23 protein-coding genes and 1 pseudogene are annotated in these 21,587 nt (G+C 29.7%); 8 read left to right on the forward strand and 16 right to left on the reverse strand.

Annotated elements, in window-relative coordinates:
* Nucleotides 1-3: 3 nt before the first annotated feature.
* Genes ELQ05_RS05035 through pheS form a run of 4 tightly spaced genes read right to left on the reverse strand, consistent with a single transcriptional unit; the run spans nt 4 to nt 5,420 of the window.
* Nucleotides 4-837 carry a 4-hydroxy-3-methylbut-2-enyl diphosphate reductase gene (locus tag ELQ05_RS05035; protein WP_052785431.1) on the reverse strand — a complete coding sequence of 278 codons (834 nt, stop codon included), beginning with the start codon at nt 835-837 and terminating at the stop codon, nt 4-6.
* Nucleotides 827-2,113: a 3-phosphoshikimate 1-carboxyvinyltransferase gene (gene aroA / locus ELQ05_RS05040; RefSeq protein ID WP_052785430.1), complete on the reverse strand. Its 1,287-nt coding sequence runs from the start codon at nt 2,111-2,113 to the stop codon at nt 827-829. The genes ELQ05_RS05035 and aroA overlap by 11 nt, the downstream gene beginning before the upstream one ends.
* On the reverse strand, nt 2,110-4,431 hold the full coding sequence (gene pheT / locus ELQ05_RS05045) for a phenylalanine--tRNA ligase subunit beta (RefSeq protein WP_052785429.1): 2,322 nt from the start codon (nt 4,429-4,431) through the stop codon (nt 2,110-2,112). The genes aroA and pheT overlap by 4 nt, the downstream gene beginning before the upstream one ends.
* The gene (gene pheS / locus ELQ05_RS05050; protein ID WP_057042668.1) at nt 4,428-5,420 is read right to left on the reverse strand and encodes a phenylalanine--tRNA ligase subunit alpha; all 993 of its coding nucleotides are present in this window, start codon (nt 5,418-5,420) and stop codon (nt 4,428-4,430) included. Before pheS ends, pheT begins: the two co-directional genes overlap by 4 nt.
* 122 nt (nt 5,421-5,542) lie before the next feature.
* Between pheS and ELQ05_RS05055 the strand changes: the two genes are divergently transcribed.
* On the forward strand, nt 5,543-5,908 hold the full coding sequence (locus ELQ05_RS05055) for a histidine triad nucleotide-binding protein (RefSeq protein ID WP_002861596.1): 366 nt from the start codon (nt 5,543-5,545) through the stop codon (nt 5,906-5,908).
* A gap of 29 nt (nt 5,909-5,937) precedes the next feature.
* On the opposite strand, the gene ELQ05_RS05060 is transcribed toward ELQ05_RS05055, so the two are convergent.
* Together ELQ05_RS05060 and ELQ05_RS05065 are read right to left on the reverse strand one after the other, a co-directional pair.
* Nucleotides 5,938-6,507, reverse strand: coding sequence for a DJ-1 family glyoxalase III (locus tag ELQ05_RS05060; RefSeq protein ID WP_002869165.1), 570 nt, complete (start codon nt 6,505-6,507; stop codon nt 5,938-5,940).
* On the reverse strand, nt 6,500-6,679 hold the full coding sequence (locus tag ELQ05_RS05065; protein ID WP_011812746.1) for a hypothetical protein: 180 nt from the start codon (nt 6,677-6,679) through the stop codon (nt 6,500-6,502). Before ELQ05_RS05065 ends, ELQ05_RS05060 begins: the two co-directional genes overlap by 8 nt.
* A gap of 82 nt (nt 6,680-6,761) precedes the next feature.
* Between ELQ05_RS05065 and ELQ05_RS05070 the strand changes: the two genes are divergently transcribed.
* Nucleotides 6,762-7,505: an amino acid ABC transporter permease gene (locus tag ELQ05_RS05070; RefSeq protein ID WP_002865915.1), complete on the forward strand. Its 744-nt coding sequence runs from the start codon at nt 6,762-6,764 to the stop codon at nt 7,503-7,505.
* Complete coding sequence (locus ELQ05_RS05075; protein ID WP_002934313.1) at nt 7,498-8,226, forward strand: amino acid ABC transporter ATP-binding protein; 729 nt, start codon at nt 7,498-7,500, stop codon at nt 8,224-8,226. The genes ELQ05_RS05070 and ELQ05_RS05075 overlap by 8 nt, the downstream gene beginning before the upstream one ends.
* 27 nt (nt 8,227-8,253) lie before the next feature.
* Here ELQ05_RS05075 and ELQ05_RS05080 read toward each other — a convergent pair whose 3' ends face one another.
* The 4 genes from ELQ05_RS05080 to ELQ05_RS05095 all read right to left on the reverse strand — a co-directional run bounded on the left by ELQ05_RS05080 (nt 8,254) and on the right by ELQ05_RS05095 (nt 12,258).
* A complete protein-coding gene (locus tag ELQ05_RS05080) occupies nt 8,254-9,720 on the reverse strand; it encodes a sodium:alanine symporter family protein (protein ID WP_057100900.1) in 1,467 nt (488 codons plus the stop codon).
* Between the two features lie 103 nt (nt 9,721-9,823).
* Nucleotides 9,824-10,291, reverse strand: coding sequence for a tRNA (cytidine(34)-2'-O)-methyltransferase (locus tag ELQ05_RS05085; protein WP_002921721.1), 468 nt, complete (start codon nt 10,289-10,291; stop codon nt 9,824-9,826).
* 2 nt (nt 10,292-10,293) lie between these two features.
* Entirely contained in the window at nt 10,294-11,280 is a 987-nt protein-coding gene (locus ELQ05_RS05090; protein ID WP_070317156.1) for an alanine racemase, read from the reverse strand.
* On the reverse strand, nt 11,281-12,258 hold the full coding sequence (locus tag ELQ05_RS05095) for a murein L,D-transpeptidase family protein (RefSeq protein WP_070317155.1): 978 nt from the start codon (nt 12,256-12,258) through the stop codon (nt 11,281-11,283).
* A 174-nt stretch (nt 12,259-12,432) separates the two neighbouring features.
* On the opposite strand from ELQ05_RS05095, the pseudogene ELQ05_RS05100 reads away from it, so the two are divergent.
* The 4 genes and pseudogenes from ELQ05_RS05100 to ELQ05_RS05115 all read left to right on the forward strand — a co-directional run bounded on the left by ELQ05_RS05100 (nt 12,433) and on the right by ELQ05_RS05115 (nt 14,368).
* Nucleotides 12,433-12,851: pseudogene (locus tag ELQ05_RS05100) on the forward strand (hypothetical protein).
* Between the two features lie 84 nt (nt 12,852-12,935).
* A complete protein-coding gene (locus ELQ05_RS05105; RefSeq protein ID WP_070317154.1) occupies nt 12,936-13,355 on the forward strand; it encodes a copper chaperone PCu(A)C in 420 nt (139 codons plus the stop codon).
* A gap of 3 nt (nt 13,356-13,358) precedes the next feature.
* The gene (locus ELQ05_RS05110; RefSeq protein WP_070317153.1) at nt 13,359-13,811 is read left to right on the forward strand and encodes a hypothetical protein; all 453 of its coding nucleotides are present in this window, start codon (nt 13,359-13,361) and stop codon (nt 13,809-13,811) included.
* Nucleotides 13,808-14,368: an SCO family protein gene (locus ELQ05_RS05115; RefSeq protein WP_002859560.1), complete on the forward strand. Its 561-nt coding sequence runs from the start codon at nt 13,808-13,810 to the stop codon at nt 14,366-14,368. The genes ELQ05_RS05110 and ELQ05_RS05115 overlap by 4 nt, the downstream gene beginning before the upstream one ends.
* A 6-nt stretch (nt 14,369-14,374) precedes the next feature.
* Here ELQ05_RS05115 and cysM read toward each other — a convergent pair whose 3' ends face one another.
* The 3 genes from cysM to ciaB form a co-directional block, all read right to left on the reverse strand.
* On the reverse strand, nt 14,375-15,274 hold the full coding sequence (gene cysM / locus ELQ05_RS05120) for a cysteine synthase B (protein WP_070317152.1): 900 nt from the start codon (nt 15,272-15,274) through the stop codon (nt 14,375-14,377).
* A gap of 127 nt (nt 15,275-15,401) precedes the next feature.
* Nucleotides 15,402-15,698 (reverse strand): HU family DNA-binding protein, encoded by a 297-nt coding sequence (locus tag ELQ05_RS05125; RefSeq protein ID WP_002859562.1) that lies wholly within the window; start codon nt 15,696-15,698, stop codon nt 15,402-15,404.
* 101 nt (nt 15,699-15,799) lie between these two features.
* Nucleotides 15,800-17,632, reverse strand: coding sequence for an invasion protein CiaB (gene ciaB, locus ELQ05_RS05130; protein ID WP_088303666.1), 1,833 nt, complete (start codon nt 17,630-17,632; stop codon nt 15,800-15,802).
* Between the two features lie 61 nt (nt 17,633-17,693).
* Here ciaB and ELQ05_RS05135 point away from each other — a divergent pair, with 61 nt between their 5' ends.
* A complete protein-coding gene (locus tag ELQ05_RS05135; RefSeq protein WP_002853544.1) occupies nt 17,694-18,107 on the forward strand; it encodes an acyl-CoA thioesterase in 414 nt (137 codons plus the stop codon).
* A 39-nt stretch (nt 18,108-18,146) separates the two neighbouring features.
* Here ELQ05_RS05135 and kcuS read toward each other — a convergent pair whose 3' ends face one another.
* From kcuS to ELQ05_RS05150, 3 genes are all read right to left on the reverse strand, one after another.
* Nucleotides 18,147-18,344: a KCU-star family selenoprotein gene (kcuS, locus tag ELQ05_RS05140; protein ID WP_002867452.1), complete on the reverse strand. Its 198-nt coding sequence runs from the start codon at nt 18,342-18,344 to the stop codon at nt 18,147-18,149.
* Nucleotides 18,325-20,436, reverse strand: a complete 2,112-nt coding sequence (locus tag ELQ05_RS05145) for a carbon starvation CstA family protein (RefSeq protein ID WP_096703155.1) — start codon at nt 20,434-20,436, stop codon at nt 18,325-18,327. Before ELQ05_RS05145 ends, kcuS begins: the two co-directional genes overlap by 20 nt.
* Nucleotides 20,437-20,602: 166 nt before the next feature.
* Nucleotides 20,603-21,532: a ribose-phosphate pyrophosphokinase gene (locus ELQ05_RS05150; protein WP_070317149.1), complete on the reverse strand. Its 930-nt coding sequence runs from the start codon at nt 21,530-21,532 to the stop codon at nt 20,603-20,605.
* Between the last annotated feature and the right edge of the window lie 55 nt (nt 21,533-21,587).

The following is a 21,587-nucleotide window of genomic DNA, read 5'->3' on the forward strand; positions in this document are numbered from 1 at the left end:
TTTTTAATTAATTTTAAAATTTTCTATTTTGGCGATAACTTTTTGTATGATCCAATCAGGAGTACTAGCGCCTGCACTAATGCCACAATGTTTTTTATCTAAAAACCATTCTTTTTTCAACTCTTCTTCAGTTTCAATTAGATAGCTATCTTCACAATTGGTTTTTGCAATCAAAAAAAGTTGTTTTGTATTGGCTGAGTTTTTACCTCCTACAACAACCATAACATCACTTTTAAGTGAGAGTTCTTTAATGGCATCTTGATTCTTAAAGGTTGCATCGCATATAGTGTTAAAAACTCTTACTTCTTTGGCTTTAAGTATTAAAAAATTTACTATCTCCATAAAATGTTCAGGCTTCTTAGTTGTTTGGCTTACTACAGCTATTTTATTAGGAAGTTTTATATGTTGAAGCTCTTTTTTATCCAAAACTACATAAGCTTTTGTACTTACATAACTTTTCACTCCTTTAACTTCGGGATGATTTTCATCTCCAAAAATAACAACTTCATAACCCTCCTTACTCATTTGCTCGCAAATTTGTTGTGGCTTTGTAACAAAAGGACAAGTGGCATCAAAAATTTCTATATCTTTTTTTCTCAATTCTTCTAAATCTTGCTTTGTAATACCATGAGTTCTTATAATAGCCTTTTTTTCATTGCTTAAAGCTTTTATATTTTCCAAAGTTTTGACATTAAATTTTTTTTGTAAACGAGAAATTTCTTCGTTATTATGAATAAGAGGACCTATAGTTGCGGCATCTTTTATTTGTTCTGCTTTTTTAATAGCTCTTTTAACACCAAAACAAAAACCATAGTTTTTTGCTAATTCAATAATCAATCCTAGCTCCTAAATTTGATAAAATCTCTATAAAATTTGGAAAAGAAGTTTTTATACAATCACTATCATCAATCTCAACTCCACAAAGCAAACCTAAAATAGCAAAACTCATAGCAATACGGTGATCTCCATAGCTTTTAATTTTTGAAGATTTTAGTTCGCATCCACCTTCTATTTCAAAACCATCATCAAGTTCTCTAGTTTCAACACCACAAAGCTTTAGATTTTCAACCATCACAGCAATCCTATCGCTTTCTTTAACGCGTAATTCTTTAGCATTTATTAAACTAGATTTACCCTTAGCTAAAGCAAAAGCTATGGCCAAAGCAGGCGCTTCATCTATCAACCAAGCAATATTATCTTTAACTTCTATGCCATTAAGCTTGCTAGACTCTACCCTGATCTCACCAATAGTTTCAAAATCATTTTGAGTTATTGTCATTTCAAGTTTGGCGCCCATTTTTTGCAAAATTTTATACGCCTCTATACGAGTAGGATTAAGTAAAATATTTTTTAAGATAATTTGAGATTTAGGCAAAATAATAGCTACTAAAGCAAAATAGAAAGCCGAAGAAGGATCATTAGGAATGATTATATTTTGAGCTTTTAAAGGTTTTTTTAAAGGACTTATTTCAAGACTTAAGCCATCATTGCTAACCCTTATTGGAGCTTTCATAGCCTTTAACATGTTTTCACTATGATTTCGACTAAGAGAAATTTCACTAAAAGTGCATACATTATCAGCTCTAAAAGCAGATAAAATCATAGCTGTTTTAACTTGAGCCGAAGAAATTTCGCTTTTATAGTTAAAAGCTTTTAAATTTTGACCTTCTATGCAAAGTGGAGCTAAATTTGCCTCATTTCTTCCATAAATTCTAGCGCCTATTTGAGTAAGTGGTTTGCTTATCCTTCTCATAGGACGATTGTTTAAATACTTATCTCCACTTAAAACAAAAAAACCAGAAATTCCTGCTAAAAATCCTATCATCAAACGCATAGCAGTTCCTGAATTTCCACAGTCTAAAATACAATTTGGAGATAAAAATTCTTTAGGGGGTATAATTTTGACGCAAGAATCTTTTTGTTCAATTTTAGCTCCAAGATTTTTTATAATTTCAAGAGTGTTTAAAGTATCTTGAGCTAAGAGATAATTTTGAGCCTTATTTTCTTCTTGTGTTAAAAGCGAAAATATAGCAAAACGATGAGATATGCTTTTATCTGCTGCTATATTTTCAAGTATGGCATTTACAGGGGTTTGCAATTTGTAAATTTTCATCTTAAATCAAGACCCAAATTTTTAAGAGTATTTAAAATTTTATCCATACATTCATTGACTTGATTATCCTCTAGAGTTTTATTTATATCCCTAAAAGAAAAACTTATAGTAACGCTATAAAATTCTTTAAGGTTTTCATCACTATAAATATCAACTAAACGAAAATTTTCAAGTATTTCTAAATTCAATTCTTCAATACATTTTTTAATCTGATTGTATTCAAAACCTTTAGGTATTAACACGCTAAGATCTCTAGTGATAGCTGGGAATTTGGAGTAAGGCTTAGCTATTTTAAAATCTTGCCTGATTAAATCTAAATCAAGTTCGCAAATATATGTTTTTGGTAAATCTCTCTCATTTTCTATTTTTAAATGCAAACGGCCTATAAAACCTACTTTAATATCCGATAGATAAATATCTGCTTGTTCATAAGGGCTTAAAATATTATATTTTGATGATTTTAGCTTAAAATCACCTATAATATTTTTAATGTCTAAAAGAAAATCATAAAATTGCACCGATTCAGGTTTTGCCTTGTTGGAAATTTTAGCTTCTTCTTTTAAGCCAGAATGGATAAATGCGATACGATTTAATTCTTGATTATTAACATTGAAAACAGCCCCTAGTTCAAAAAGTTTAATAATTTTTTTAGAATTTTTTGCATTTAAACTTGCTGCATTTAACAAATGATTTAAAAGGGTTGTTCTTAAAGTATTAAGTTCTGCTGTAATTGGATTAATTAGTTTTAATTTAACAGAGTCAAAACCCAATCTTTTAAGTTCTTCTTCATTATCCAAAACATAATGTAAGCTTTCAAAATAACCACTAGCTACTGCTCTTTTCCTTAAATTCAAAAACTCAATATAATTTTTATATGCAGAATTTAAACGATTTTTTTCTATAAATTCTAAACCCTTAGAAGCAATATTATCAATACCTATAATTCTTACAACTTCCTCGCAAATATCTGATAAATTTTTAATATCAGGACGATGCAAAGGTGCTTTAACATTTATAAGCCCTTCACCTGAAAGTATGAGCTCAAAACCTAATTTTTTCAATATTTTTAATACTTCATCTTTATCAACATTTTGCCCTATTATATCACCAATACTTTCAATACTTATTGGTATGATTGGTAATTCTTTGTCAGTTAAAATTTGTTGAGAAGAACTATAAATAACAAGATTTGGAATCTGCTCAAAAATACTAAGCAAAAAATCCATTCCTAAATTTAATTTAGGTTCACTTCCCCTAAAACTTCTATAAAGCATTTTTTCATCTTGATCTTTATGATATATTTTAGCATCTGCAATTACCAATGGATCGGTATAATTAGCCTCAATAATAATTATTTTAGAATCATCTTTACATCTACTTTCATTATTTTGGAAAATTCCGCTAAAGCTTAAAAGTTTATCTTTGCAAGATACTTTTGTTTCTCCATGCACTTGCTTGCTTAAATTAATGGTAAATTCTTCATCTTTTTCAGAAAAACTACTTAAATCATAAGCATTAAAAAGAACACCAGTTGAATGCGTTGCATAATTTAATAAATTTTCTATGGAATTTTTTCCCAAACCTTCAATTTGAGCAAGTCTTAAACTAAGTAATAAGTTTGTTTGAATTTCTTCTTTTAACTCTATGGCTCGATAATTATAAAGTCCATTAAGTTCTTTCTCAGCTGCTAAGCGCAAAATTCTACCGATACCTAAAACATTTTCACTTTCTTTAAATGGTTTTGGTTCTTTTAAATTTAAATTTAAAGCTGTAGCCAAATCACGAGCAATACCATAAATACTTAAACAATCACCCCTATTAGGAGTAAGTTCTACTTCTATTAGCTCATCATTAAAAATTTCATAAGTATTTAAAGCTCTCCCAAGTTCTAATTTCCCTATACTCTCATCTAAAAGCATAATTCCTTCATTGATTTTTTCAAAACCCAGTTCTAAACTAGAACAAAGCATACCACAAGAATCCACTCCTCGTAATTTTGCTTCTTTTATTTCCATACCGTTTGGCATGATAGCACCTTTAGTTGCAACAGCTACAAATTGTCCTGCATCAACATTCGCAGCACCGCAGACAATTTGCAAGGTTTCACTTCCGATATCAACTTGACAAATGCTTAATTTATCTGAATTTTCATGTTTAATTTTTTCCTTAACATAGCCTACAACAACTTTATCTGGAGCCTTTAAAGCGCCAACCCTATCAACTTCTATACCTATAGAGTTTAAAGTTTTAGCTATTTTATCCGAACTTATTTCTTCAAGTTCTAACCAATCATTCAACCAACTTTTAGTAATTATCATCTAAACTGCTCCAATAATCTCAAATCACCTTCAAATAAAGATCTTAAATCTGGAATTTGATGCAAAAGCATTGCAAAACGCTCTACTCCCAATCCAAAGGCATAACCACTTACATTTTCATAACCAACAAAATTATAAACATTAGGATCAACTATTCCACATCCTAAAACTTCAAGCCAACCTGTATGTTTGCAAACTCTACAACCCTTTCCTTTGCAAAACACACAAGAAATATCAACTTCAGCAGAAGGCTCTGTAAATGGGAAAAAACTTGGACGAAAACGAACTTTCACATCTCCGAACATATAACGCAAAAAATCTTCCAATACACTTTTTAAATTTGCAAAGCTAACCTTTTGCCCTTCTTCCACCACAAGGCCTTCAACTTGATGAAACATAGGAGTATGCGTAATATCAAAATCTCTTCTAAATACAGCACCAGGGGCTATCATCCTAATAGGAGGTTTTTGTGCAAGCATTGTCCGTATTTGCACTGGCGAAGTTTGTGTTCTTAAAAGCCTTTTATCATCAAAATAAAAGGTATCTTGCATATCTCTTGCAGGGTGAGATTTAGGCAAATTTAACGCTTCAAAATTATGAAAGTCATCTTCTATTAAAGGCCCTTTTTCTATGCTAAAATTCAAAGCTATAAAATACTCTATGATTTTATCCATGGTGCTCATAACAGGATGCAAGGCACCTGTTGTAATACTTTCATCAAAATAGTTAAAATTTAAAGCATCTTGTTTCATTCTTTCTTCTAAAGCAAGATTTTCCAAATCTTTAAATTTGGCTAAATAAGCCTCATTAAATATTTCTTTTTGTGCATTTAATTTAGCAGCAAATTCTTTTTTCTCCTCATCTTCTAACTCTTTAAGCTTTGTAAAGCCTTCTGTTAAAATACCTTTTTTTCCAAGAACGGAAATCCTAATGGCTTCCAAATCATTTAAATTCTCACATTTTTGAATCTGTTCTATAAAATTTTGCAATTTTCTTACCTTAAATAAAATATTTCAAGTTCTAATTCTATTAAAAACTATTTTAAATTCAGCATAAAAACCAAACTTTAAAGATATAATTGTATCAAACCAACAATAAAAAAGGATAAATAATGCAAGAAAAAACAATTTTTGAACTCATAGTTGAAGGTAAACTTCCATGCAATAAAGTGCTTGAAAGTGACGATTTTCTAGCATTTCATGATATTGCACCCAAAGCACCCATACATATACTTATAATCCCTAAAAAACATTTTAAAGACTTTCAAGAATTTAATCCTGAACTTATGGCCAAAATGACAAGTTTCATACAAGAATTAGCTGTTCTTTTAGGTGTAGATAAAAGTGGATATCGCTTGGTAACAAACTGTGGAAAAAATAGCGGACAAGAAGTTTTTCATTTGCATTTTCATATGCTTGGAGGTTTTGAACTGCCTAAGGAAAAAACAAAAAAAGAAAATCCTCAAGCTTTATTTTAGTTTAAATGGTAGAAAAACTACCATTTAAACTATTTTGTCAAAGGTAGCAACATTCCCTCATATAATTTTTGATAAATTTCATCACCGCATAACTTTTTAGCTAGCTCTAAACCAAAAAGAATTGCCGTAGCTGGACCTGCTGAAGTTATAACATTTTTATTTACAACTACAGCCTTGTTAACACGATTTCCATTAAGTCCAACTTCACAACTAGGATAGCAAGCAAACTCGCCCTCTAAAACACCTGCTTCATTTAAGACTATAGGAGAAGCACAGATTGCGGCAACAATTTTATTTTTGCTATGAAGTTGTTTAATGATATTTAAAATAACATTTGAATTCTTAAGATTCATCATACCTTCAAAGCCACCCGCCAAAGCAATGGCATCTAAATTTTCTATATCAACATCCTCTATAGAACAATCTGCTTTTATACTAATGCCATTAGCACCTTTTACTAATAACTCACTGTTTAACGAAGCTATAACAACTTCCAAATCTGGATTTAATTCTCTTGCTCGTTTTAAAACATCCGCAATTCCTATAAATTCAGCTTCCTCAAAACCTTGAGCCAATGGAATTAATACTTTTTTACTCATTTTGTTCTCCTTTTTTATATTTTTTAAATCTTTCTTCTCTTTCTTTGTTTTTTTGCATCATTTGACGATTAAAACCTATGACCAAAACAATCATTAAAAACACAAAAATAACTATTAGAATGAAATCTAAAATTTCCATAAATACAACCTTATTTTTGGGAAATTCTAACACATTTTTTTAAATCTTTAGAGAAAATTCAAAGATATTTCTATAAAATCTTTTTTTAAATAATTTCTCTGAAAAGGTTTACAAATTGAATCAGAAAAATATAAGAATTTTTGTTTTTTTTGTTATTATTATTTTATGGGGCTATTTTTCTTTCCCGATAGAAATATTAAAAATTCAAGATCCTAGTGGAGTTGTAAGCTATGGCTATACAGAAAATGCAAAAGCTTATTTAAAAAGTTATCTTATTACGCTTTTATTAACTGCTTGTGCTGTTATTATCGGAGTGATTATTGGTTTTAGCTTAGCTATTTTACGCTTCTCTAAATTTAAAACACTTAATTTTATTATAGATGAATATATAGACATTATACGAGGAACACCGGTAATTTTACAATTGATGATTTTTGCTTTTGTAATTTTTACTTTTATAGATAACCTTTATGCAGCCATTCTTGCACTAGGACTTAATAGCTCGGCTTATATAGCAGAAATTGTAAGAAGCGGCATTAATAGTGTAGATAAAGGACAAATGGAAGCTGCAAGAGCAATGGGACTTGATTACAAAACTTCAATGAAAGAAATTATTCTTCCTCAGGCTACTAAAAACATTCTACCTGCATTAGCTAATGAATTTATTTCTTTATTTAAGGAAACTTCTGTTGTAGGATTTATTAGTGTTATTGATATTACCATGCAAAGTCAAAGCTTGCAAGCCGTACTTTACAATCCAAAACCTATTATTTTCACTGGACTTGTTTATTACGTAAGTGTAAAAATTTTTAGTTATTTTGCAAAAAAACTTGAACTTAGGATGAATAAAAATGATTGAAGTTAAAAATTTACAAAAAAAATATGGAGAATTAGAAGTTTTAAAAAATATTAACACTACAATCTCAAAAGGCGATGTAATAGCTATCATAGGTCCAAGTGGAGGCGGAAAAAGTACATTTTTACGCTGTATCAATCGCTTAGAACTAGCTGATAGTGGGGAAATTTTAATCAATAAACAAAACATACTTGATAAAGAAATTGATATTAATAAGATCAGGCAAAAAGTTAGCATGGTATTTCAGCATTTTAATCTTTTTGCTAATAAAAATGTTATGGAAAATTTATGTTTAACACCCATTAAAACAGGAATTTTAAGTCAAGAAGAAGCCATAAAAAAAGCAAAAATACTTCTTGCTAAGGTGGGTTTAGCAGACAAAGAAAATATAATGCCCCATAAGCTCTCTGGTGGACAAAAACAACGCATAGCTATTGCTAGAAGCTTGATGATGAATCCTGATGTTATTTTATTTGATGAGCCTACTTCAGCTCTAGATCCTGAAATGATAGGCGAGGTTCTAAGCATTATGAAAGATGTTGCAAAAGAAGGTTTAACTATGCTTGTAGTAACTCATGAAATGGGCTTTGCTAGAAATGTTGCCAATCGTATATTTTTTATGGATAAAGGAAAAATTGCTGTTGATGCAAGCCCTAAAGAAGTATTTGAAAATCCTAGCAATGAAAGATTGAGAGAATTTTTAAATAAGGTTTTAAATCATTAATTCATAAGCCATTAAGGCTTATGAATTTTAATCCCAACATTCAGCGTTTTTAATTCCAAGCTTGCTAGCGTTAAATTTAGGATCTATACCAGATTTTTGTTGCGTATTAAAATCTTTTAAAACTTTATTTACTATACCACCTAAAAGCAATAAAGATATAATATTTGTCGTTGCCATGAAAGCCATAGTCAAATCAGCCAAATTCCAAGCAAGTTTTAAATTCATTTGCGAGCCTATAAAAATCATAGCTACAGCTGTAATTCTAAACAAATTCATTACAAATTTGGAATTTGTTAAATATTTAACATTAGCTTGAGCATAATAATAATTTCCTATTAAAGAAGTTATTGCAAAAAGAACAATAGCTATAGTAATAAAATGGATTCCAAAGCTACCATAATACTCACGCATAGCTTCTTGAACTAAAGGCATTCCACCATCAATTTTACTTTCTCCAAGTCCTAAATATGCCATAGAAAAAAGAACTAAAAATCCAGAACTTGTACAAACAACAACATCAATTAAAACTGAAAAGGCTTGTATAACACCTTGTTTAGCTGGATGACTTGTCAAAGCTGCTGCAGCTGCATTAGGTGCCGAGCCCATACCTGCTTCATTTGAAAAAAGCCCTCTTTTAATCCCTATAACTAAAGCAGAACCAGCAAAACCACCAAAAATCGCTTTAAAATCAAAAGCACTTTGTAAAATCATATGAACCACAGAAGGAATTTTATCAAAATTCATTAAAACAGCAATCACAGCAAGTAAAACATAAGCTAAAGCCATAAAAGGAACAATTAAAGAACTAATTTTACCTATTTTAGTATGGTGAGAAAAAAACATCCATGCGCCAAAAATAGTTAAAACAATACCAATAATCATTGGCCAAGAGCTTGATGCAAAATCTACAGCAGCATTTGGATTAAACATATCATAATAAACTTTAAAAGACGAAGTCATTGTTTGACTTTGAAGTCCGTTAAATCCATAAGCATAAGTAATAATAAGAATAAAAGCAAAAAAAGCTCCAAAAAAATGTGAGCCTAAGGCTTTTTTTATATAATAAGCTGGCCCGCCTTTAAATCCACCTGTATCATCTTTTGATTTGTAAACTTGAGCTAAGGTACTTTCAGCAAATGCTGAGGCACCACCAAAAAATGCCATAACCCACATCCAAAATAAAGCACCAGCTCCACCTGTAGCCAATGCCAAAGAAATTCCAGCGATATTTCCTATACCAACTCTAGAAGCAGTTGAGATCATCAATGCCTGAAAAGGTGAAATATGTTCTTTAGTGTGTCCTTCGTTTTTTTCTGTAAGAATTTTAAATACAGAACTCAACATACGAAACTGAACAAAGCGAGTTAAAAAACTATAATAAAACCCACAAACAATAAGTAAAACTACCATAATAATGTCTGTATTTGGGACAATCTTATTAGCTATAATATCAGACGCTTTATTGGCAAAATCTAGCATAATATCTAAATTCATCCAAACTCCTCAAAAAATAATCTAAATTTTACTTTAACATAATTTTTATAAAAAGGACTTTATGATTTTATTTGTTTTAAGTTATTGTGTAAATTTGAAACTTTTAAGAAACAAAATTGCTAAAATTTTGTCTTAAAGCTTCATAAGAGATTATACCAACGCTTGTAGCTAAATTTAAACTTCTTCCATAAGATTTCATAGGTATAGTTATAGCATTTTCCCAATTTAATTGCATTAATTCCATAGGTAAGCCATAACTCTCACTTCCAAAGAATAAGAAATCATTTTTCTGAAATTCTGCATCAAAATAAGCTTTTTGACTCTTGGTTGTTGCGAAAAAAAAGCGATTTTTATAAATCATATTTTCATTCAAAAATTCTTCAAGATTCTCCCAAATAATGGGCTCTAATTTATCCCAGTAATCAAGCCCTGCTCTTCTAACAGCCTTTTGAGAAATATCAAAAACAGTTGGTTTAACGATATGAAGTTTAAAACCAGCATTAAAACACATTCTACCTATACTACCTGTATTTTGCGGTATTCTAGGGTGAACTAAAACTATATTAAACATATTTATACTAGAACTCTTTGAATGTTAGGATTTAATTTTACTAAAATTTCATAGTTAATAGTATGAAAAAAATCAGCCCAAATATCAGCATCTTTAAACACGCAAATTTCCTCGCCAGAATTTTCACAAGAAAAACTATCCATTGACATCTTTCCAAGCATTGCTTTTCCATTTCCAAGCACTAACTCCCCTTTTCCATTGTATCGGAAAAGACCATCAGCATAACCCAAATCATAAGTCGCTACTTCCATATCCTTTGCAGCAGTAAAAATGCCTCCATATCCTATACTCTGTCCTTTTTGTAAAATCCTTTGACTTAATCTATGAGCATACAAGCTTAAAACTCTTTTTAAATTTGAATCCCCATATCCAAATTGAACAAGCCCAACTCTACAATATTCATCTTCGGGAATTTTCCCTCTAAATAATGCTGCAGAATTATGCGAATGAAATAATAAATTTGAAAAATATTTTTTTACTATCTTTTTAGCTTTTTGAAAATTTTCTTTTTGAACAAAAAAACTTCCATCCATTTCATCTGCACTAGCAAAATGTGTAAACATTCCAGTAAGTTTTAAATCACTACTTTGAATAAGATCTATAGCATGTTCTAAATTTTCTACACAAATTCCATTGCGATGCATGCCTGTATCTATTTTTAGATGTATTTTTATATCTTGCTTGTATTTTTTTACTTGAGAAATATCATTTAAAGCATAAATAAATCGAGAATTTTCATTACCATGAGGACGATGTGATAGTATTAATATATTCTCAAAAAATTCTTCGATTTCTTGAGCTTCTTCTTCACTCTTAACAGCAACAAAAGAAACTCCTAAATTTTTGGCTAATGGAGCTAAAAGTTTAGCTCCATGTCCATATGCATTATCTTTAAAAACGCAAATTAATCTTTGAAAATTCCCTATTTTTTTAGCAATATGTCTTAAATTATATTCATAAGCTTTTTGATCAATTTTTATTAAAGACATTTATTGCTCTGCTAAAATTTTCATTTTACCTTTACTATCTATCTTAACGTATAAAATTTTATCGCCTCTAAACTGATAGTTTTTAGTGTAGTAATCCTCATAAAATGAAATTCTATACATAGTTTCATTTTTTAAATTCGGATAAGGGCTTATATTAATATCTGAAAATTTAATCTTTTTATCTTCTTTACGAGAAAAAATAGATTTTTTCATGGAAGCAAACTGTTCAAATTTCATTTTATCAAAACGTTTAAATTCTTGCTCATCATAAAAACTTAAATAGGTATTAGTGTCACTATTTGTCCAAGCTAATTTCCATGTAAAAAGATCAGCCAATAAACTAGCTATTTGATCCTTTTTAGCTCTAATTTTTTCTTTTTCTTCTGTCATTGCAAAAACTTTTTTACCTTGTACAACTTGTGCAAAATTTTCTAAATTATTATTAAACAAAGCTATACATCCTCTTGTTTTAAACTCATCAATTCTAGATCCATCTAAAGGATAACCATGGATCCAAATACCACCACCTGTTTTTCCTTGTACTTTATCAAGCAAATTTGGATAGGTTGTAGCAAAAGCAAATGGACCATAATAAGGATCACCTGGATTAAACTTACGACCCAACTCATAAAAACCTACTGGCGTTTTCAAATCTCCTTCTATTTTTTTATCACCCATTAAACCTGTTATTATTTCTTTTTGTTCAAAAAGTTTTTTAATTTTTCCATCCTCATAAAAATAAACACGAAGAATTTTATCTGTTTTGTTTGTAAGCACGATAGCAACATTATCATCATAGTATCCAAGTGAAATATTTTTATCTCCTATTTCACTTAACCAAAAATCCTTTTGAGTTAATTCTTTTTCAATCGCTACACCAACAGCATCTAATCCTTGATTAAGATAAATTTTAACAAGATCAGAAGCATGTAACATCAATGAAGAAAGCGTAATTAATAAAGCAAGTCGTTTTAACAATGTTTTTCCTTTAGGTATTTTAAAATTTTTTAAATCGAAAATGTTTGTGATTATAATATTTTTTTTCTTAAAAAATATTAATTATATTAACAATGCGGCCTTATTTATGATATAATTTTTATAAATCATAAAGGCTTGTTTTAAAAGGTTGTCTATAATGATAAGAAATTTTTTATAGGAGTGTCTTTTTTAGGCATTTTGTTTTTAGCTTTTTATGTATTAGTATGATAGAAAGAAAGTGTATTTAGTTTAAATACATGCTAGCCTCTAACTTGTGACTTAAATTTACAGGATTGTGTTTTTTCTTTTAATAAAAAATATTAAAGTTTCAGCCTACCCAAAACCTATAAAAATTTTCCTCATTATTCTAATTTAAAGATTAAAATTTATAGTTTAAATTCTTATATAGGCGATATCATTCCTAAAAAATTTAATATAGTTAATGGTGATATTCTTATAAATTTTATAGGTAGAAGCATTACCGATGATTCTAGATTTAGGGTTGAATTTTTAAACAATAATGCTCCAACTGGTTTTTTCTTTGATTTTGATGTTACTATGCAAAAAATTTTCAAACAGGCAACATACATTAAAAAATTTTCAAAATTTTATATTCAAATAAAAATATTTTTTGATATAATGAACAAATATTTAATATTATAAAATAAGGATACAATATGAAAAAAATTCTTCTCTTAGGTACTCTTTTTGCTGTAAATCTTTGGGCTGTTAATGATATAGAGATAAAAAATGCCTTTGTAAAACAAACTCCACCTCATGCGCAAAATAGTGCTATTTTTCTTACCATTTTTAATAATACTAATAAGGATATTGCTCTAATAAGTGCCAAAAGCGATATCAGTGAAGTCAGTGAACTGCATACACATATACATAAAGATGGAAAAATGATGATGCAAAAAATTCCTGAAATTATTATAAAAGCTCATTCAAGCACAGAGCTTAAATCAGGAGGTTACCATATAATGCTTTTAAAACTAAAAAAACCTATTATTAAAGACACGAAGGTAAATTTAGATTTAAAATTTAATAATCACAAAATCATAGAGTTGAAAAATATTGATTCTAAAGAATTTTAATTAATGAGAAAAATTATTTTTATCCTAGCTTTTGCTTTTGTTATTGCTATTTTATATATTATTTTTGATTTTTATATAATAAAAGATTCTAAAAAAATAACAAAAGCTGATTTTTCTACCCCATTGACTTGCGATCTTAATGTTAAAGACTGCACATATAGTTTTAATAATAAAGAAGTCTTAATTTCCCTAAATCCCAAACCCTTACAATCTTTAGATGTTACAAATCTAAAGATTGTAAATCTAGGAAATTATAACAACTTAGGAATTAAAATTTATGGATTAAATATGTATATGGGTGAAATTAAACCTAAAATATATCGATTAAATTCAACAGACTATGAAAGCAAAATAGTTCTTGCTGCTTGCGTTTTAGATACTATGCGTTTTAGGGTAGAATTTATGGATAATAATAAACCCATAGGGTTTTATTTTGATTTTGAGCTAAAAAAATGAAAAAAAATATTATTTTATTTATAGTTATAGTTGCCATTATTTTAGGTGTAATATTTTTTATTAAAAATCATCAAAATTCTTATGATTTTATCTTAAAATCAGATTTAAAAGAGGAAACCACTCTAAAAGATTTTAAAGGAGATAAGCTTATTATCTATTTTGGATACACTTATTGCCCTGATGTTTGTCCGGCAACTCTTAGTTTGGTAGGCAAAGCCTTAAAGCAAATCAATAATCCTAAGGCTCATCTTCTTTTTATTTCTTTAGATCCAAATAGAGATAACAACTTAAGCAATACAAACGAATGGTTACGATACTTTTACCCAAAAGCAGATGCCTTAATTGCAAAAGATGAAAAAACTCTTCAAAAAATAACAAAACAATATAATGTTCAATATCAAAAAATAGATCTAAATGATTCTTTTATGGGTTATTCTATAGCACATAGCAATATGCTTTATCTTATTGATGAAAAAGGTCATTTTTATAAAGAAATTAGCGATTTAAATCCACAAGAAATTTTAAGAGAACTTAGAATTTTTCTAAATTCTCAATAATTATACTTAAGTAAAAAGATCAGTTGAGAGGTATCTTTCAGCCGTATCGTTTAGCATAGTTAAAATTCTTTTATCTGGAAATTTCTTTGCTAGCATACTTGCGGCAAATACATTTGCTCCACTTGATATACCTACCATTAAACCACTTTTGGCAAGTTCTTTGGCTGTATTTATAGCATCTTCATTACTTACCGTGATCACTTCATCTATAATTTCTTTATTTAAAATAGCAGGTATAAAATTCGCCCCTATTCCTTGTATTTTATGGCTTCCCGCTTCACCTTTGCTAAACAATGGAGAATTTAGAGGCTCGACTCCAACAATATCCACTTTTTCTAATTTTTCTTTTAGTATTTCCCCAACTCCACTAATAGTACCGCCAGTTCCAAAACCAGCTACAAAAATATCAAGTTCATTATCCAAATCTCTTAAAATTTCTAAAGCCGTATTCTTACGATGCGCATTTTTATTTGAAATATTTTCAAATTGAGAAACCATAAAAGAATTTGGAGTATTTAATAATATTTCATTTGCTTTATCAACCGCTCCTTTCATTCCTAAATTTACAGGAGTTAATTCTAACCTAGCACCAAAGAGTGTTATCATTTTTCTTCTTTCTAAACTCATAGATTCAGGCATTACAGCAACAAATTTAAGTCCCAAATCTGCACAAATCATAGCCAAAGAAATTCCAGTATTTCCACTAGTTGCTTCAACTATTGTAGTATCTTGATTAATTTTTTTACTATCTAAAGCATCTTTAATCATTTCAAAAGCTGCTCTATCTTTTATAGAATGACTAGGATTTAAAAATTCACATTTAGCAAAAACATTGATACCAATTTTTTTCAAATGTATAATAGGAGTATTTCCTATAAGCTCACTTACTTTTTCATGCACTTTCATAATTTTAATATCCTTTTTTTGTTTAATAATGATAGTTTTATAAAAGTTTAAAAAAATAAAGTAAATAAAAGATACAAAATATCTGAATTAATTAAGAAAGAAGGCTAGAATTTATCTAGCCAAAGTTTTATTTTTTCTTTTTGCCGCTTGCTTTTGCAACAGCTTCTTTAAGGTTTTTACCTACCTTAAATTTTGCAACTCTTGTAGCAGGAACTTTGATTGTTTTTCCTGTGCTTGGTACTCTAGCTTCTCTAGCAGCTCTTTCTTGAGTTGAAAAAGTACCAAAACCAATAAAACTGATGCTATCACCTTTAGCTAAAACATCAGTAATAGTAGAAATAACTGCATCAGTAGCAGTAGTAGCGTCTTTTTTTGTTAGCCCAGCTGTTTGAGCAACTAATGAAATGAAATCTGCTTTGGTCATAAAAGCTCCTTTGTTTTAATTGAAACGCCTAATTTTAGCATATTTAAAAAACAATATCAAGTAAAAAACAGCTTTTTTTAAGTTTTTTTCAAAAAACTTTATTATTTTTTCTTATATCTTTCAAATTCTCCGCTATTATCAATTTCATTGCCAATTTTCTCGTATAAATCATAATAAAATTTAACAAATTCTTTACACTTAGGCATAATAGGAAGAAAAATATTATCTTCAATTTCACAAAATCTACTTAAAAACTCTTTTGCATCAAGTCTTAAAGCATAGTGTTTTGCTAATTCATGATAATTTTTTAAAGTTAGTTCTTTAAATTTTTCATAATGCCCTAAATCAAAATTTATCTTCAAATTATTATTTTCAAAAATCAATACTTCACTTTCAAAAAGCAAACTAAGATGAATAAGTCCTTCCGTATAATAAGGTCTAACTTCATCAACCCTTTGCCAAGAAATAAGTCCAATAGCTCTTTTTATAAGTTCATGAAAAACAGGCATTATCAAGTCATCTTGTTCGTGATAAAAGAAATTTATAAGTCCACCTGTAGTAGCTTTATATTCTTCTATATTTTTAAAAAAACCACTCTGATTCATTGTTTTTTCGGTATCATTAGCAATAAAAAATATATGACCAAATTCATGGCCTATAGTTGATACTTCATAAACCCTTTTCCAAATTTTTTCCCGATAAAATAAAATATTTCTTCCAAAATCCAAAAATTCTTTATCAAAAATCTCGCTAGAAATTTTCATAAAAGGCTTTGTTTTAGCATTTTCATATACAAAATTTATAAAGGCAAATATTTTTTTGCCCGCCTTAGAACTTACAAACTCATCATTTGGAACGACTTGAGCTGAGAATAAACCTTTAAGTTCAGCACCATAAAATATCATCGGAGTGCAAATATAAAGTTGAGTTTTTTCTATATTAGATAAAACTTCTTTTTCTAATTCACAATCTTCAAGTCCTATATTTTTATAAACATGTTCAAAACTTTCCTTAATTTCACTACCAAATTTCAAAACATCAAAATCATTTTCATCTTCTATTCTTATATCCCATTCTAATGCCACCGCATGAGTATAATTATCTTCATAATATTCTAAAGGATGTCCCACTTGTAAAGGTGATTTTACTTTCATCCAAGCAAATTCAGCTTCTTGCCAAGCTTTTATAACTCTATCTTCATCTTTTTCACAAAACGCCAATTTTAATTTTTCAAAATATTCTATATAAGCTTTTTCCTCTTCGTTGCTAGCAAATATTTTAAGCTGATCAATCATATCTTCAAAAGCAAATTCTAATTTTAAAATTTCATTCTCGAAAAATCTCGCATAAGGAACAAATTTCCATAAATTTCCTATTCTAACTAAAACACCATAGCTTCGCTCACAAATTTCTCCTTCTGGAGTTTTTTGATATAAATGATTTTTACGTAAAAATTCCATTGCATCATCTAAATTTGGAAATTGAGTAGATAAAATTTTATTATTTTTTTCTATAATTTCTTTAGTCCAAGAAATTTCAAAAATATTCATAATTAAACCTATATTATGCACTCCTTGTATTAAAGACAGATAAAAATTATTTAAAAGTTTTTTCTCTTTTATTTCATTAATTAAATTTTGATGTTCTTTTTCGTAAAACTTTCTAACCTCTTCATAGAACTTATGTTTTAACTCTATAATCTTATCTTCCTTAAAGTTGTTTTTTTTCCACTCTTGAACTAAATTTTCTTCCTTTAAATCAACCAAACGCCTAAGTATGGCTAGCATAGTTGTTGTATCTTGTTTTAACCCACTTAAAGAAATCAAAGATCTAAAATACTCGCCCACATCTTCTTTGTCTAAAAACTCATATAACGCATTATTTCTTTCTTTGTATTTTCTAACCAATTTAGCTATTTCTTTAAAATTATTCATACTTTTATTCTCCTTTTTAACTTTTTTAATTATAATTTATTTTTTAAAATAAGGAGTAAAAATGAGAGATATGGGAGAACCAAAATTAAAAATTGTAGCTATGCCAAGTGACACAAATCCAGCAGGAAATATTTTTGGCGGATGGATACTTTCACAAATCGATTTAGCAGGAGCTATCGCAGCAAGAGAACTTTCTCCTGAACGCGTTGTAACCATCTCTATGGATAAAGTAGTTTTTAAAGAACCTGTTTTTATAGGCGATATAATTTCTTGTTACTCTAAAGTTGTAAATGTGGGCAACACTTCAATCAGCGTTGAAGTAGAAGTCACAGCTCAAAGAGTGGATTCTCAAGGTTGTACTTCTTGTATTAATGTAACTTCGGCTTTAGTAACTTATGTAAGTGTTACAAGAGATGGAAAGAAAAAGCCTATTAGTGAAGAACTTAAAAGAATTCATGGCTTTTTAAATGCTTAAAGCTTATTTTGTATGATAAAACTTTATCCTTTAAGCTTATCAGCATTTATTTAAACCGCCACTATTATATTTTTTATCTAGACATTCTTTGAAAAATTCCCCTCTGGTTTTTGGAATTTTTCCTGGATGTTTTTGTTTCATGTGTTCTAAATACTTATCATAACTAGAAAGTCCCACCAAGGGATGAAAAAACCTTTCGGCTTTTTCATAATAATACTTAAATTTTTTGAAATTCATCAATCTTAATATACTTAGTTTCTTTAAGAGGAATTTTAATTTTACCTAAGCAAATTCCTATACAAGAAATTATAACAAGCAAGGTAGCTATCATAAAGAACACACAAAGAATTGCATTAAGTAAATTTCCAACTTTACTTTGAGTGGCTATTGAAATTTCTTTTTTAATTGTAGAAATTTCTTTTTCATCTTTAGTATTATTTAATTTAAATTCTAAATCTTTAATTTTTTGACTTTGTATGCTAACGGCGGCTACATGACTTACCGCATTTGCTACTTTATTGCCTTCTTCATAAGGCATAATTTTTTGAATTCCTCCATACAGAGTTGCCACTAAGACAAATACCGCAGGTACTAAAGTAACCCAAGTATATCTTGCCTTGCCCATTTTTACAAGTATAGTTGTAGCAAGAAGCAAAGCCATACCCGCAAGCATTTGATTACTCACGCCAAAAAGAGGCCAAAGTGTATAAATCCCTCCCTTAGGATCAATGGCGCCTTGATAAAGAAAATATCCCCAACCTGCAACACTTAAAGCCGTAGCCAAAAGTCCAGCTGGATAATTATGAATATCTCCTAAAGGTTTATAAACATTACCCAATATATCTTGCACCATAAAACGACAAGCCCTTGTCCCAGCATCCACCGCTGTTAAAATAAATAAAGCTTCAAACAATATAGCAAAATGATACCAAAAAGCCATCAAATCCACGCCGCCAAAAAGTTCATGCAAGATCAAAGCTACACCTATAGCAAAAGTTGGAGCTCCACCTGTTCTTGAAAGTATAGTATGCTCTCCTATATTTGCGGTTAAAGTAGTAATTTCTTCAGGAGCAATACTAAATCCCCAACTTGAAATGGTTTGTGCTACATTTACAACATCTGTTCCTATCAAAGCAGAGCTTGAGTTTATAGCAAAATAAAGACCTGGATGTAAAATACAAGCACAAATTAAAGCCATAATCGCCACAGCGCTTTCAGCAAGCATAGAGCCATATCCAACAGCCAAAGCATGAGTTTCGTTTTCAAGCATTTTAGGAGTAGTTCCACTAGAAATCAAAGCATGAAAACCACTGATCGCACCACAAGCAATGGTAATAAATAAAAATGGAAACACTCCACCTGCAAATACTGGACCTGTTCCATCAAAATACTGAGTATTTGCTTTTGGCATTTGTAAATCAGGAGCAACCAAAACAATAGCTACAGCCATTACCACAATAACACCGATTTTCAAAAAAGTTGAAAGATAATCTCTTGGAGCAAGTAAAAACCACACAGGTAAAACAGAAGCAATAAAACCATAAGCCATCATAACAATTGCCAAAGTTGGAGCTTCTAAAGTAAATATTTTAGCCCAATAAGGATCAGCAGCTATAACGCTACCATAATGAATAGCCAAAATTAAAAGCACAAAACCTATTATAGAAACCTCCCCTACTCTACCTGGACGGATAAAACGCATATAAATTCCCATAAATATTGCTATAGGAATAGTCATTGCGATAGTAAATAAACCCCATGGAGATTCTGCTAAAGCTTTTACAACCACCATAGCTAAAATGGCAATAATAATAAGCATAATGCCAAAAATCGCCACCATAGCAACTCCACCTGTAAATTTACCCATCTCATCCTTAATCATCTCGCCAAGACTTCTACCTTTTCTACGAGTAGATATAAAAAGAACAACAAAATCATGCACAGCACCCGCTAAAACTCCTCCTACTAAAATCCAAAGCATAGAAGGCAAATATCCCATTTGAGCGGCCAAGATAGGTCCTACTAATGGACCTGCTCCTGCAATAGCAGCAAAATGATGTCCAAATAATACAGCTTTATTTGTAGGCACAAAATCACGCCCATCATTTTCTACAAGTGCTGGTGTTGCACGATTTTTATCAAGTTCTAAAACCTTATAAGCTACAAAACACCCATAAAATCTATATCCTATCATATAAATACATACAGCAGCAACCACCAAATAAATCGCTGATACACTTTCGCCATTTTGTAAAGCTAAATAACCAAAACAAATAGCGCCTAAAGTTGCAACAAACAACCATAAAATTTTAGTACTTAACTGAGTCATATTTCTCCTAAGAAAATAAAATATTTTCAAAGAATAGCAGATTTATAGATTAAATTGTATAGAAAGATGTTTAGTTTTTTCACATTTTTAAAAAAATATATGTTTTTTGTTTCTTTAAGTAGCATAAAAATGAAAAGCTTAAAAATAATCTTTAAGCTTTTTTAATCTAAATAAAAAGAGAATTTACACTTTCGTTATGATAAACACGACGTATTACTTCAGCAAAAACAGGCGTAACGCTTAATACTTTAATATTTGGTAATTGCTCTTTTAAAGGTATAGTATCTGTTACCACAAGCTCATCTAAAGTTCCACTTGCTATTCTCTCATAGGCTTTTCCACTTAAAACTGCATGAGTACAGCAAGCCATAACAGATTTTGCACCTTTTTCTTTTAAAGCTTCCGCGGCTTTAACTATAGTGCCAGCAGTATCAATAATATCATCCACTAAGATAACTTCTTTATCTTTTACATCTCCAATAATATTCATTACTTCACTTTCATTGGCTTTTTCACGACGCTTATCAACTATAACTATATCAAGCCCTAAATGCTTTGCAACACTCCTAGCTCTTGCAACACCCCCTATATCTGGACTTCCTATAATAGCATTTTTAAAATGTTTGGCTTTAATGTAATCATTAAAAACTATACTTCCATAAAGATTATCTACTGGAATATCAAAAAAACCCTGAATTTGTCCTGCATGCAAATCTATCGTAGCTACGCGATCAATCCCAGCTGCTTGAATCAAATTAGCCACAAGTTTAGCAGTAATTGGCACTCTAGGATTTGCTTTTCTATCTTGTCTCGCATAGCCAAAATATGGGATAATAGCCGTAATTGAATTTGCACTTGAGCGACGCAAAGCATCTGTAAGAATTAAAAGTTCCATTAAATTATCGTTTGTAGGAGCGCAAGTACTTTGAATAATAAAAACATCCTTTCCGCGTACACTCTCATCAATTTGAACGCTAATCTCTCCATCACTAAACCGCTTTACTCCAGCATCACTTAAAGGCAGGGAGAGATATTTAGAAACTTGTCTTGCAAATTCGACATTAGCTGAGCCTGAAAAAATTTTATAACCTCGCATAAAAAACCTTAATCAATAAAATTATGAATTAATACAAAAGATTTTAATAAAAAAA

The organism is Campylobacter sp. US53 (genome assembly GCF_004378995.1).
Lineage (GTDB): Bacteria > Campylobacterota > Campylobacteria > Campylobacterales > Campylobacteraceae > Campylobacter_D > Campylobacter_D jejuni.

Excerpts from the sequence above, each read along its gene's own strand:
- aroA (WP_052785430.1), bottom strand. The coding sequence starts at position 2,113 with ATGAAAATTTACAAATTGCAAACCCCTGTAAATGCCATACTTGAAAAT.
- pheT (WP_052785429.1), bottom strand. The coding sequence starts at position 4,431 with ATGATAATTACTAAAAGTTGGTTGAATGATTGGTTAGAACTTGAAGAA.
- ELQ05_RS05055 (WP_002861596.1), top strand. The coding sequence starts at position 5,543 with ATGCAAGAAAAAACAATTTTTGAACTCATAGTTGAAGGTAAACTTCCA.
- ELQ05_RS05060 (WP_002869165.1), bottom strand. The coding sequence starts at position 6,507 with ATGAGTAAAAAAGTATTAATTCCATTGGCTCAAGGTTTTGAGGAAGCT.
- ELQ05_RS05075 (WP_002934313.1), top strand. The coding sequence starts at position 7,498 with ATGATTGAAGTTAAAAATTTACAAAAAAAATATGGAGAATTAGAAGTT.
- ELQ05_RS05080 (WP_057100900.1), bottom strand. The coding sequence starts at position 9,720 with ATGAATTTAGATATTATGCTAGATTTTGCCAATAAAGCGTCTGATATT.
- ELQ05_RS05085 (WP_002921721.1), bottom strand. The coding sequence starts at position 10,291 with ATGTTTAATATAGTTTTAGTTCACCCTAGAATACCGCAAAATACAGGT.
- ELQ05_RS05090 (WP_070317156.1), bottom strand. The coding sequence starts at position 11,280 with ATGTCTTTAATAAAAATTGATCAAAAAGCTTATGAATATAATTTAAGA.
- ELQ05_RS05105 (WP_070317154.1), top strand. The coding sequence starts at position 12,936 with ATGAAAAAAATTCTTCTCTTAGGTACTCTTTTTGCTGTAAATCTTTGG.
- ELQ05_RS05110 (WP_070317153.1), top strand. The coding sequence starts at position 13,359 with ATGAGAAAAATTATTTTTATCCTAGCTTTTGCTTTTGTTATTGCTATT.
- ELQ05_RS05115 (WP_002859560.1), top strand. The coding sequence starts at position 13,808 with ATGAAAAAAAATATTATTTTATTTATAGTTATAGTTGCCATTATTTTA.
- cysM (WP_070317152.1), bottom strand. The coding sequence starts at position 15,274 with ATGAAAGTGCATGAAAAAGTAAGTGAGCTTATAGGAAATACTCCTATT.
- ELQ05_RS05125 (WP_002859562.1), bottom strand. The coding sequence starts at position 15,698 with ATGACCAAAGCAGATTTCATTTCATTAGTTGCTCAAACAGCTGGGCTA.
- ciaB (WP_088303666.1), bottom strand. The coding sequence starts at position 17,632 with ATGAATAATTTTAAAGAAATAGCTAAATTGGTTAGAAAATACAAAGAA.
- ELQ05_RS05135 (WP_002853544.1), top strand. The coding sequence starts at position 17,694 with ATGAGAGATATGGGAGAACCAAAATTAAAAATTGTAGCTATGCCAAGT.
- kcuS (WP_002867452.1), bottom strand. The coding sequence starts at position 18,344 with ATGAATTTCAAAAAATTTAAGTATTATTATGAAAAAGCCGAAAGGTTT.
- ELQ05_RS05145 (WP_096703155.1), bottom strand. The coding sequence starts at position 20,436 with ATGACTCAGTTAAGTACTAAAATTTTATGGTTGTTTGTTGCAACTTTA.
- ELQ05_RS05150 (WP_070317149.1), bottom strand. The coding sequence starts at position 21,532 with ATGCGAGGTTATAAAATTTTTTCAGGCTCAGCTAATGTCGAATTTGCA.